At 75.4% G+C, this 12,239-nt stretch carries 6 protein-coding genes and 1 pseudogene; 1 reads left to right on the top strand and 6 read right to left on the bottom strand.

Annotated elements, in window-relative coordinates; genetic code table 11:
• The 6 genes and pseudogenes from ABD323_RS15730 to ABD323_RS15705 all read right to left on the bottom strand — a co-directional run.
• Positions 1-348, bottom strand: a pseudogene (locus tag ABD323_RS15730) (hypothetical protein); the annotation flags it as partial.
• Complete coding sequence (locus tag ABD323_RS15725) at positions 348-6,353, bottom strand: dynamin family protein (RefSeq protein ID WP_344442201.1); 6,006 nt, start codon at positions 6,351-6,353, stop codon at positions 348-350. The pseudogene ABD323_RS15730 and the gene ABD323_RS15725, both read right to left, overlap by 1 nt.
• A 75-nt stretch (positions 6,354-6,428) precedes the next feature.
• Complete coding sequence (locus tag ABD323_RS15720; protein ID WP_344442200.1) at positions 6,429-6,995, bottom strand: hypothetical protein; 567 nt, start codon at positions 6,993-6,995, stop codon at positions 6,429-6,431.
• Positions 6,992-8,533 (bottom strand): coiled-coil domain-containing protein, encoded by a 1,542-nt coding sequence (locus tag ABD323_RS15715; RefSeq protein WP_344442199.1) that lies wholly within the window; start codon positions 8,531-8,533, stop codon positions 6,992-6,994. Before ABD323_RS15715 ends, ABD323_RS15720 begins: the two co-directional genes overlap by 4 nt.
• Positions 8,534-8,829: 296 nt before the next feature.
• A complete protein-coding gene (locus tag ABD323_RS15710) occupies positions 8,830-10,464 on the bottom strand; it encodes an isovaleryl-CoA dehydrogenase (protein WP_344442198.1) in 1,635 nt (544 codons plus the stop codon).
• A gap of 88 nt (positions 10,465-10,552) precedes the next feature.
• Positions 10,553-11,548, bottom strand: coding sequence for a GNAT family N-acetyltransferase (locus ABD323_RS15705; RefSeq protein WP_344442197.1), 996 nt, complete (start codon positions 11,546-11,548; stop codon positions 10,553-10,555).
• A gap of 119 nt (positions 11,549-11,667) precedes the next feature.
• On the opposite strand from ABD323_RS15705, the gene ABD323_RS15700 reads away from it, so the two are divergent.
• Positions 11,668-12,231 carry an NUDIX hydrolase gene (locus ABD323_RS15700; protein ID WP_344442196.1) on the top strand — a complete coding sequence of 188 codons (564 nt, stop codon included), beginning with the start codon at positions 11,668-11,670 and terminating at the stop codon, positions 12,229-12,231.
• Positions 12,232-12,239 lie beyond the last annotated feature (8 nt).

Below are 12,239 nucleotides of genomic sequence, written 5' to 3'. Positions count from 1 at the left end.
CGGGGCCGGCGAAGGCAGTACGGGCACCGGCACCGGCACCGGCACCGGCACCGGTGCCGGCACAGGATCCGGCTCACCCCCCGGCCCGGCCACCACCTCCTCCCGCCCCGCCAGCCTGATCGCCCAACTCACGTGCGCGGCCGGCGCGGTGAGCCCGAGCACCGCGGCGTCACCGTCGTCCAGCAGCGGCGGCCGGTGCCCGTGGCCCTGCTCCAGCTCGTCGGCGAGCGCCACCAGCCCGGCCAGCAGCAGTGCCCGCGCCGCCCGGCCGTCCGACAGCCGCAGCAGCCGCGCCGCCTCCTGCGCGAAGGCCCGCAACCGGCCCTCGACGGTGTCCGGCTCCGTCATCAGTGCCTCCCGTTGAAGGGGTCCCAGAGGTTCTCGAAGTCGGGCATGCCGCGGTCCATGCCGGTCCGGTACACCCAGCCGGGGTGCTCCTCGACCGCGCCGAGCGAGCCGACCTGCGGGTAGGGGATCTCACCGCGGTGCAGCCGCAGCCGGCCGGCCGCGTCCAGGCTCACCTTGAAGATGTCGCGGGCCACCTGCGCGTTGGCCGGCGGTACGACGAGCCGGCCGAGGTAGGCGGGCGGGCCGACCGGTGGGCGCAGGTAGAAGTACAGGTACCCGCTCTGCGGGCGCAGTTCGAGGTCGCGGATCCGGCCCGGCACCGGCGCCACCTGCGGGTCCGGCTCGGGCGCGGTGTGGAAGAGCTCCGGCAGGTAGTCCAGGTCCAGGCCGTCGGCGCCCGGCTGCCAGGCGGGGAAGACCTCCGTCAGGGCGAAGCCCGGTTCGTCGGCCGCCACCGGCGCGGCGCAGATCGTGCCGGGCACCGCCAGGACGCCCAGCTCCGCGTCGAAGAGCAACGTGCCGTCCGCCGCGCCGGCCAGCCGCAGCACCGACTCCTCCTCGAACTCCCGGGGCCCGCCGACGTGGTAGTGGTTGCGCCGGCCGTAGCAGAAGTCGACGAAGAGATTGAGCTGGTTGTCGATCTCGACCTGGTAGCGGACCAGCGGCTCACCGTCGAAGTCCCAGGCCGGCAACCGCAGTCGGTACTGCTCGGCGGCGGCCCGGCGGACCGTCTCCAGCACGCCCCACTGGATCGAGCGGCTGCCCGCCCGCGGACGGTGCACCTCGATCCGGCGCACCACCCGCCGCCAGCCGGAGCGCAGTCCCAGAGTGCCGTCCGCGCCGATCTCGCGGTACGGCGTACCGGACTCGAAGAGCGTGTGGCCGAGCCCGCCCTGGGCCGCCAGCTCGAAGTCGCAGGGCAGGCAGGCGAAGAGCCCGCCGGTGACGATGCCCAGCTCGGAGCCCTGGATGTCGGCGTCCGGCGGCGCGGTGTCCGCCTCGGCCGGACCCCGCGGAGCCCGCGGGACCTCCTGGCCCTCCGCCGCCTCCTGGCCCTCCCCCGCCGGCCGGCTCTCCTGCGCCTGCCGGCGTCGGTCCGCGCCGTGCCCGCGGTAGCCGCTCATCACGTGCGCCCAGGCGGCGCCGATCGAGGTGGCCTGCTTGGCCAGGTAGCCGGTCTCGGTGAAGAGCTGGGTCGGGTTCCAGGCCACCGGCCGCAGCTCGTCGTCCTCGGGGGACTTCCAGCGCGCGGCCAGCAGCGCGCTCTCCAGCGCCCGCCGCACCGCGAGCATCGCGCTGGTCCGGCCGGCCAGCACCACCATGTCCAGCACCGGCTCGGGCGGCGCCTGCTCGCCGCGCGCCGCCGCCCGGGCCCGGTCCCGCCCCATCCGCCGGAAGGCGTCGGTGACCAGGGTGGCCGCCATCTCCGCCGCCTGCGCCAGCGCCGGCTCCACCAGGGTGCGGAACTCCTCGACCGGCAGGCTCAGGCCCTCGCCCAGGTGGCTCACCGGCAGGCCCTCGGAGGTGGCCACCTTCAGCAGCTTGCCCTGGTTGATGTGGAACGGCTCCGCCTCCTGCCCCAGCACCTGCTTGGCCTGCTCGGCCAGCTGCCACAGGTCGTGGAAGCGCAGCCGGCGCTTGGCCAGCTCCGCCTCGGTCAGCGCCAGCGGCGTGCCCGACTCGCCGACCCAGTGGCTGGGCAGCAGCCGCTGCAGGTCCCGGCGCAGGGCCGGGCCGACCAGCGACTCGCGGTGCTCGCGGGCCTCCTCGGCCACCTGGGCGGCGCGGCTGCGCCCGCCCGACTCCTCGGGGCGCTTGCGGGCCGCGTCCGCCATCCGCGCCTTGAGCCAGTACAGGACGTGCAGGGTCAGCAGGTCCCCGCCGAGCTGGCCGTGACCGATGGTGCCCAGGATGCGCGGCTCCAGCAGGTAGTCGCGCCCCGAGACGAAGGCCTGGGCAGCGTTCTGCTCCACCGTCACGTCCCGCAGGGTCAGTTCCAGCAGGGCGATGTCGGTGGTCCCGCCGCCGATGTCGACCACCAGCATGATCCGCTGCCAGGTACCCGGCCGGCCCGGCACCGGGCGCGAGGCCGCCCGCAGCGCCTCCACGCCCTGATCCAGGTCGGCGGAGAGGTCACGCATCAGGAAGTACAGCCCGGCCGCCAGCCCCTCGTCGACCGTCAGCTCGACGTTGCCGATGGACAGCCCGGTGCGGACCAGTTCCACCAGCAGCTCGCGGCTCTCGGGGTGCGAGGAGGTGGGGTAGGTGAGCAGCGCGGTGCCCATCGGCTGCTGGTCACCGGCGCCGTCGCCGGAGCGTTCGGCGCGGTCGATCAGCAGGTGGAACATGTGCTGGGCGAGGTGGACCGGCGAGAGTTCGCCCGGCTCCAGCGCGCCGACCGGCTTCTCGAACAGGTTCCGCTTGAGCCCGACGATCGCCTCCGGACCGCCCGCGCTGAGCTCGTAGCCCCTCCCGTCGTACACCGACACGCCCCGCCGCTCCAGGTCGCCCTCGACCGGCCGCAGGGCGGTGGCGGGGGCCCGGGTCAGGTTCCCGGCGCCGTCGGGGTACTGCACGGCGCCGAGCGCGTTGAACTCCAGCGCGGGCGTGGTCACCGTGCGCAGTCCGGCCTGGTGCAGGTGCTCGATCAGCCAGGACCGCAGCGCCGGCTCGGCGCCGCGCCGGATCCGCTCGATCCGCAGCAGCACCGCGGTCGCCACCTCCGCCTCGCCCAGCCGCTCCAGCGCCTGCGCGCCGCTCAGTGCGCGCTGCTGGTGGCGGTTGAGCACGATGTGCTCGGCCCGCAGCTCCTCCAGCGCGCGCAGCCAGGCCGGTGGCGCGTCCGGGGGCGGCGCGGTGAGCCGCTGCAGCGCGTCCGCCAGGGTCTCCTTCTGGGTCGCGTCCATCGGGTGGTTGGCGATCCGCCGGGTGTCGACCACCGTGACGGTGGACGCCGTGGTGCCGAAGTCGACCGCCACCACCCGCCCGTGGTCCGCCACCCGGGTGCGCCGGCGCAGCACCAGCAGCTCCTCGGCGGCCGCCGGCCGCGGCGCGGGCGGGGCGCTGCCCGGTGGGTGGAACTCGACCAGCACCGTGGCGTGCGCAGTGCCGGCGTCCTGGGCGCCGGAGTACTCCACCCGCCAGGAGACCAGCAGCCGCACCGGCTCCACCGGTGCGCCGGCGCCGTCCGCCGCCTCCTCGTGGACCAGGTGCAGCGGCAGCCGGGCGTTGCCGGAGAGCAGCCGCTCGCCGTCGACCGTCACCCGGTTGGCCTCCAGCGGGGCCCAGACCGTGCGCAGCGCGCCCGGCAGCGTGTCGGGCAGCCGCGAGCCGTCCTCGGCGGCGATCTCCAGCCGGGCCGGCAGGTGCGCCGTCAGGTGGCCGCGGAAGCCGTCCTGCGCCAGCAGGACCTCGGGCAGCAGGTAGCCGTCCGCGTCGGGCAACAGCCGGAACTGGTGCGCGCCCTCGGGCAGTACCAGGGGCGACGCGCCCTGCTCGGCCCGCGGTGCGCGGAACCTGATGGTCAGTGCGCCGGTCATCGGTCCTCCTCCTCGTTCCAGGCCCGCAGCAGCTTCTCGATGGTGCGCGGCACGGTGCCGTCCTCGCTCTCGTCCTGCGGGCCGCCGGCCGGGGCCGGCGCGCGGAAGTCCTCGGCGGCCAGCAGCGCCTGCCGGGCGGTGCGGAAGATCTCCGCCAGCACCCCGACCAGCTCCCGCAGCACCGCGTCCAGGTGGGCGTCCACCTGGGCCGGCCCCGCCCCGGTGGTGCCAGGGCAGCGCGTGCCCGCGCTGGGCCGGGAACGCCTGGGCCCAGTCGCGCCGGTAGCGGGCCTGCTGCTCGCCGAGCGAGGTCTTGAGGTCCTCGGCCAGCTCGGCGAACTCCAGCCCGTAGCGGACCAGGTCCAGTGAGCCGGGGCTGCGTCCGCGGCGGGCGTAGAGGCTCTCCAGCAGGTCCCAGGCGTCGGAGTCGGGCTCGAGCCAGCCGCGCAGCGGGCCGCCGTCGACCTCCCAGTGCTCGGTCCAGCTGTCCAGCCAGTCGGCCACCGCCGCCAGGTTGCGCTCGGCGGCGCTCTCCACCAGTTGCTCGAACGTGCTCAGGTAGACGGCGGTGCTGTCCTCGGAGGCCTCCTCACGGGCCCGCGCGGCGCGGATCCGCTGCGGCAGCAGCGGGTTGTCCACCGGTGCGACGCTGCGGGTGACCAGCTGCTCGGGGTCGTTGAGCGCCCGCTCCAGCAACTGGTCCCACTGCGGCCAGGTGTAGACGGCCGTGCGGGCCTGGCGCATCACCTCGGCGGAGTCGGGCGGCAGCGGGCCGTCCGGGACCTGCAGCGGGTACTGCTCGCGCAGCGAGTCCAGTTGGCGGGCGATCCGGTCGAAGACCTCCCGGATCCGGCCGAAGTTCTCCGCGGCCTGCCGGTACTCCTCCGGCGGGGCCTCCGCATCGCGGTTCAACAGCCTCCGCAGGGACTTGAGTTGGACGTCGAGCTTCTGGCGCGAACGCTCCGCGCGCTCCTGCTTCTGGGCCACGCCGTGCGCGCGCACGTGCGACTCCAGCAGGGCGCGCAGCGCCGCGAGGCCGCCGTCCTGGTCGAAGGCCCGCAGCCGCGGGGTCCACACGTTGGCCGGGTCGGCGGCCGCGAGCCGGTCCGCCACCTGCGACCAGCGGCCCTCCTGCTGGCCGGACTTGGCCCGGGTGGCGTCGATCAGCGCGCGGGTGGCGGGCGAGGCCTGCCGGTAGTCCATCCCGTAGTGCAGCAGCGCGGTGACCGCCGAGACCGCGAGCACCCGGTCCGCCCAACCGCCCACGTACTTGCCGGCCTGGGTGTGGATGCCGTTGACCGCATCGGCCAGCAACAGCAGTTGCTCCAGTGGCAGCGGCCCGGCGGGCAGCGCCGGCACCGCGACCTCGTCGAAGACGTTGGCCGCCACCAGGGCGGCCCGGCTCAACGCCTGCGGCGAGCGGCCGTCCGCGCTCAGCATGTCCCAGAACGCCAACGCGTCCTGCGAGTAGGCCCACTTGGCGTGCAGCACCAGCAGGATGGTGTGCACCGAAGCGAGTTCGCGCCGGCTCAGGTTCTTGTCCCGCCCGTACGAGGCGGCGGCGCCGATCCCCGGGAAGTCCAGGAACTGGACGTCCTGTTCGGCCAGCAGACCGCTGATGTCCCAGTCGTCCGGTCCGACCTCCACGTCCTGCTCCACCCGCTCGACCAGCGGGAAGCTCGCCCGCAGCACCTCGCCGCCGGCCGCGAGGTCGGCCCGGCCGAACCGGGTCACCCTGGCGCGCGGCGGCTCGTCCGGCGTGGGCTCGGCCGGCGGCAGTTGCAGGACGTCGCGCACGGTGGCGGTGTCGAGCTCCAGCGGCCCGGCGCCGACCACGTCCTGCTGCCCGCGCAGCGCGTCACGGATCCGGCAGAGCTCGACCACGGTGTCGCGGTGCGTGGGCGCCACCGTGCGGCGGTCCACCGCGGTCAGGCCGGCGACCGCCGCGCCCCACAGGCACGGGTACCAGGCGTCGAACTCCGCCCAGCCCCGCGGACCGTTCACCGGGTCGTTGCCGCCCAGCAGTTCACCGGCGCGCAGGCCCGGGTGCTGGGCGTCCACCTTCTCCACCAGCTCCTGAAGGATCTCCCGCACGCAGGTGGCGAGCTGGTCCCGGCTCAGGTAGTGCACCCGGGTGGTGGCGCCGAGCCGGGTGGCGCTGCCCGCCGGGCCCTGCCGCAGCCGCAGCACGGTGATGTTCCCGGTGACCGGCCGCTCGTCCACCGCGAGCAGGTCCGGACGGCCCAGCAGGGTCCCCAGCAGCAGCGACTTGCCCCGGCTGTACTCCCCGACCACCGCCACCGACACCGGCGCCTGGGCGCGGTCGCGCAGCTCCCGGGCCGCGGCGGCCACCCGCTCGCGGGCGTCCTGCTCCTCGGGGCTCTGCGGCGGGTCGAGCCCCCGCAGCAGGGACTCGACGGCCTCGGCGTACTGGCACATCTCACGGAAGCTCAACGGGCGTGGCATGGGTGTGCTCCTTCGGGCGCGAAGGGAGGGGCGGGCAAGTCGGCGGGCGAGGGCGGGGCGGACGGATGGGGGAGGTCAGGCGCGGATGAAGAAGAGTTCGAACCGGACCGTGTCCGAGCCGCCCTCCCCGTCGTAGTAGCCGCGGATGATCTTCGGGTCGTAGGGCGGGAAGAAGTCCGGCGCGAAGTCGTGGACCAACGGCGCCACCGCGTCAGCGAGTTGCTTGCTGCGCCCGAGATCGGGCGGGCAGCCCCGGCAGCCCCCGGCGGAGCCCCAGACGATCACCAGGGCGGCCTGCCGGGGCAGGTAGGGCCTGATCAGCTCGCGCACCTTGGCGCCGAGGTCGGCCCGGGCCGCGGCGGATCCGTTGATCAACGCGTCCGGGTCGACCGGGGCCGAGACCGAGACGCTGTGCGGGTCCAGCCCCGGCGGCGAGCTCGCGGTGGGGGCGGCGGTGGACGGCGCCGCCGAGGTGGGGGCGGTGGCGGGGGCCGACGGGGAGGCGGAGGCGTCGGCGACCGGGTTCCGCGCGCTGCTCTGACCGCCGAGGACGACCACCACCAGCATCAGCAGCAGGTCGGCGAAGAGCCAGCCGGCCAGCTGTGACAGCGCCGGGGCGCCACCGCGGCCACGGCGGCTCACCGCAGGTCCAACGGCCGGTCGACGGGCACGTCGTGGGGCGCGTCCCGTGGCACGTCGAAGGGCAGGTCGCGGGGCGCGTCCCGTGGCACGTCGAAAGGCTCGTCGAAGGGCTCGTCGCGCGGCAGGTCGCGGGGCGCCTGCGCCGGCGGCTCCCGCAGACTCTCCCGCCGCTCCGCCTGGCGGTCCAGCAGCGTGGCCAGCTCCGCCAGCTGGTCCCCGATCGCGGCGGCGGCCAGCTCCACCTCGCCGCGCAGTGAGGTCGCCAGCGCGAGGACCGCCACCTCGTACGCCGCTCCGATGTGCTCCGCCCCCTCCTGCGCGGCGTCGGCCAGCGCGGGCGGCAGGACGGTCACCGCACGGTCCAGCCCGGCCGCGCTCGCCCCCAGCGCCCGTGCCGCCTCGGTCAGCGCGTCCCGTCCGGCCGCCAGCGACTCCTCGGCCGCCTTGGCACGCTGCTCCAGTCCCGCCGCCTGCTCGACCGCGCGCCGCTCCAGTCCCGCCGCCTGCTCGACCGCGCGCCGCTCCAGCGCCCCGGCCGGCTCGGCCGCCTGCCGGGCCTGCCGGTCCGTCGCTCCGGTCATCACCAGGTCGAAGCGCCGGGCGGCCGTCTCGGCGGCCGCGCCGATCCGCTCCGCGGCCTGCCGGGTCCCGGCCTCCACCCCCTCGGTCAGCCCCGTCACGGCGGTGGCGACCTGGTCGCCGAGCCGCTGCGCCTGGTCTCCCGAGCGCCCGGCCGCCGCGGCCGCCTCCCCGGTGACCCGGGAGACCTGGTCGCTACCCGCGCGCAGCGCCGTCGCGGCCTCCTGCAGCGACCGCACCGCCTCGGCCTGCCGCTCGACGACCTCGACCGCCTGCCGAAGCAGCACCAGGGAGCGCTCCCCGCTCTGCGTCGACAGCTCGACGATCTCCCGCAACCCCTGGGCGGCGCCCTGGAGTTCCTGGGCGAAGCGGAGCGGCTCGGTGTGCGCGGCCGCCGTCGCGCGTGCCTCGGTGGCGGCCAGCGCGCCGGTCAGCCGGCGCAGCAGCTCGCCGGCCCGCTGCTCGTCGCGCTGCTCCCAGAGCTGGCGCAGGATGCTCACCGTGATCAGCGCGACGAGCAGCGCCAGCGTGTAGCCGACCAGCCAGTCGAAGCGCAGCGGCTCCCAGAGGTGGCCGTGGAAGCCCTGCTGCCAGAGTTCCAGGAACGTGCCGGTGGCCGGCGCGCCGCCATCCCGCTGCTGTTGCCCGTAGGCGTAGGCCGCGAAGGCCAGGCCGGTCCAGGTCAGCAGCAGTGGCAGGAAGACCAGGACGGAGGAGGCCGTCGCCGCCCGGCGGGCCCAGCGCGCGGCACCTGCGGCGTCGGGGACCAGTGCGTCCGGGCCGGCGTACGCGGCGACCAGTCCGCCGCCCGCCCACTGCGTCAGGCCCTGCCCCGACTCGACCGCGCGGGCCAGCAGCCGCAACGCGCCGCGGTGCGGGAGCAGTCGCGGTTCGTGCGCCAAACTCTCGAGTTCTCGGGCGAGTTCGTCCTGGTACCGGGCCACCGGGGCGTTGACCATGTCTTTCCCCTCCGTCGGAACGAGACCGCTCGGCCGCTCGATCCGTTTACTGATGTACAGTCAATTCCCTTGTCCAGTGGGGTATTTGGGAGAACACTATGGCGGTGTGACGAGGGCCCGCACAAGCGTTTCACGTCAACGTGATCTCCCCTGGGGCCTGTTGCCGGGCTCCCGGTGCCGAGAACCGTAGGCGCGGCCGGCGGTGCGGACCACGTCACCTGATCGAATCGCCCCGAACGCCGCAGGGCCGCCCCCGCGCACGGCGGGGACGGCCCTAAAGGCGGCCGGGGTCGCGGCTACGCGGGCACCATCCGGGCCCGCGCGATGATCGCCTCGGTGTCCACGCCGGCGGGCAGCGTGCCGAAGGCGCCGCCGTGGTCGCCGGCCAGCCGGGAGGCGCAGAAGGCGTCGGCGACCGCCGGAGCCGAGTGGCGCACCAGCAGGGATCCCTGCAGCGCGAGGGCCATAGACTCCACCAGCCGCCGGGTGCGGTACTCCACCTCGCCCGGGTCGCCGAGCTCCTTGCGCAGCGCGACGACCGCCGCGTCCAGGCGCCGGTCCGCGCCGGCGGCCGCGTCGAGTTCGGCGAAGAGGGCCTCCACCGACTGCGGGCTGCGGACCATCGCGCGCAGCGCGTCCAGCGCCGCCACGTTGCCCGAGCCCTCCCAGATGGAGACCAGCGGGGCCTCCCGGTAGAGCCGCGGCATGCCGGACTCCTCCACGTACCCGTTGCCGCCCAGGCACTCCAGCGCCTCCGCCGCGTGCGCCGGACCGCGCTTGCAGACCCAGTACTTGCTCACTGCCAACCCCAGCCGCTTGAGGAGCAGTTCGCTCTCCTCGCCGGCGAGCCCGCGGTCGGTGGCCTCGGCCAGCCGCAGCGCCACCGTGGTGGCCGCCTCGGACTCCAGCGCCAGGTCCGCCAGCACGTTGCGCATCAGCGGCTGGTCGATCAGCGCGGCGCCGAACGCGCGCCGGTGGGTGGCGTGCTGGACGGCCCGCTGGACGCCCAGCCGCATCCCGGAGGCGGCGCCGAGCGTGCAGTCCAGCCGGGTCATGTTGACCATCTCGATGATGGTGCGCACCCCGCGCCCCTCCTCGCCGACCAGCCAGCCCACCGCCTCCTCGTACTCCAGCTCGGCGGAGGCGTTGGAGCGGTTGCCCAGCTTGTCCTTGAGCCGCTGGATGCGCAGCGCGTTGCGGGTGCCGTCCGGCAGCACCCGCGGCAGCAGGAAGCAGCTGAGCCCGCCGGGTGCCTGGGCCAGTGTCAGGAAGACGTCCGACATCGGCGCGGAGGTGAACCACTTGTGGCCGAGCAGCCGGTAGCTGCCGTCGCCGCTGGGGATCGCGGTGGTGGTGTTGGCCCGCACGTCGGAGCCGCCCTGCTTCTCGGTCATCGACATGCCGGCGATCAGCCCGCGCTTGCCGCTCGGCTCGCGCAGCCCGAAGTCGTAGACGGTGGAGGCCAGCAGCGGCTCCAGCCAGTCGGCCAGCGCGGGGGTGGCGCGCAGCGCCGGCACGGCGGCGTAGGTCATCGAGATCGGACAGCTGTGCCCGGCCTCGACCTGGCCCCAGAGGTAGAACTTGGCGGCGCGCGCGGTGTGCGCACCGGGGCGCGGGTCGCGCCAGGGCGCCGCGTGCAGGCCGTGCTCGACGGCCACGCCCATCAGCTGGTGCCAGGCCGGGTGGAACTCGACCTCGTCGATCCGGTGGCCGTAGCGGTCGTGGGTGCGCAGCACCGGCTCGTTCTCGTTGGCCAGCCGGCCCCACTCGGCTGCCTGTTCGGTGCCGGCCAGCCGGCCGAGCTCGCGCAGCTCGGGCTCGGCCCAGCCGGCGCCGGCCCGGTGCAGGGCGGCGAGCAGGGCCGGGTCCTCGGCGGTGGTGTGACCGTAGGGCGGCGGGACCTGGTTGGTGACCTCGTGGGTGTGCGGCATGCCCTGCTCCCTACTCGCGGGTAAGTTCGACAGGACCAGACTGCCGCATCGACCCGCCGATGGGGAGTACCGCACCGGCCCCGCGCGCTCAGCCGGCCGACAGGACCAGCCGGCGGCTCTCGTTGCGGTACCCCGCGCGGGCGAACGCCTCGGCCATCGGCCGGTTCACCAGGTCGGTGTCCGCGCGCACCAGCGTCGCGCCGGCCTCGGTGGCCAGGATCCGGGTGATCTCCCCCAGGATGCCCACCGCGTAGCCGTGGCCGCGGTACTCGGGCAGCACCGCGAGGTAACCGACCACCGCGGCCGCGTGGTTGCGCGAGGGCAGGCCGAACCCGACCACCGCGCCCTGGGCGTCGCGCGCCACCCGCCACCAGGAGCGCTCGCCGAGCATCGAGTCCCGGTAGAACGCGATGTCCTCCCGGGCCTGCCGCTCGGCGCCCACCCTGGCCGCCTCGGTGCTGGAGTGGCTGTCCAGGCTGCCGGTCAGCGCCCGGCGGGCCAGCTCGACGAAGGCCTCGTCGTCCGCCTCGGGCTCGAAGGTCAGCCGCGCGTCAGCGACGGGCGGTGCGTCCGCGGGGCTCCACTCGAAGCGCAGCCGCTCCAGCGAGGCGCTCAGGCCGGCCAGCGCGGCCGCCTGCCGGCGCCAGCCCAGGTCGGCGGCCACGGCCGGTTGCTCGCGCCAGTCGCCGGGCAGGAAGACGTGGTACTCCGGCGGGGTCGTGGCGTCACCGGAGCGGCCCGCACCGCCGGTGGCGGCGAAGGCCGCGTGCGCGGCGCGCAGCAGCGCGGCGGCCAGTTCGGTGCGCTCGGGACCCTCGCCGACCGACGCGGCGGTGAAGAAGCCGTCGAGGGCGCCGGGCCGCGCCTCGTGCGAGCCGCCCCACCAGACGGCCACCGCGAGCAGCGTGCCCGCGTCGTCCTCGGCCGCCCAGGTCCACTCGGGGCGGTACTGGGCGTCGGCGAGCTTGGCCCGGTAGGAAGCCGCCGTCAGGCCCGCGCAGGCCGGGGCGCCGGTGAGCAGCGGCAGGATCCGGTCGAGGTCGCCCTCGACGGTGGGGCGCAAGTGCGGGGTGGAACGGTTCAAGGACGGGCCTCCGACGTGGGTGGAGCTGGAGGGTACGGCGCACGGCCTCCGGCCGGCAACGCGTTTTCGCCGCCCGGCGGCCGTCCGGTTGACGCACCGTCACGCACTACGATCACCCGATGACGGAAATCACGGATCTCGCGCACCCGCCCCAGGACCGCTTTCCCGCGCTCTTCGCGCCCCAGCGCTGGGAGTGGGGCGGCATCGACGCGCAGTTCAGCCTCGGTCTGCCACCCGACGAACTGATCACCAACATCCACCTGATCGGCTTCAGCGGCGACGCGGTGGTGCTCTGTCAGGAGGCCCGCGGCCACTGGTTCCTGCCCGGCGGGACCCGTGAGGTCGCCGAGTCGGTGGACGCCTGCCTGGTCCGCGAGTTGCGCGAGGAGGCCGGCGCCCGGCTGCTCGGCGAGCCGGTCTGGGTCGGCGCGCACCGCGCGGTCACCGACCGTCCCACGCCCTACCGCCCCTGGCAGCCGCACCCGGAGAAGGCCTGGCTCTGGGGCTGGGCGGACGTGGTGGTCGACTCCGCGCCGACCAACCCGCCCGACGGCGAGCAGGTGGTGGCCGTGCGGGCGCTGCCGGCGGCCGAGGCGGGCCTGCTGCTGACCCGCGGCCGTGAGCCCTGGTGGGGCGAACTGATCGCGCTCGCGGCGGAGTTGCGGGCCGCGGCGAGAGGCTGACGGCCGCC

Origin of the sequence: Kitasatospora nipponensis (genome assembly GCF_039528135.1) — a bacterium.
Lineage (GTDB): Bacteria > Actinomycetota > Actinomycetes > Streptomycetales > Streptomycetaceae > Kitasatospora > Kitasatospora nipponensis.
This window is presented reverse-complemented; position numbering and strand designations above follow the sequence as displayed.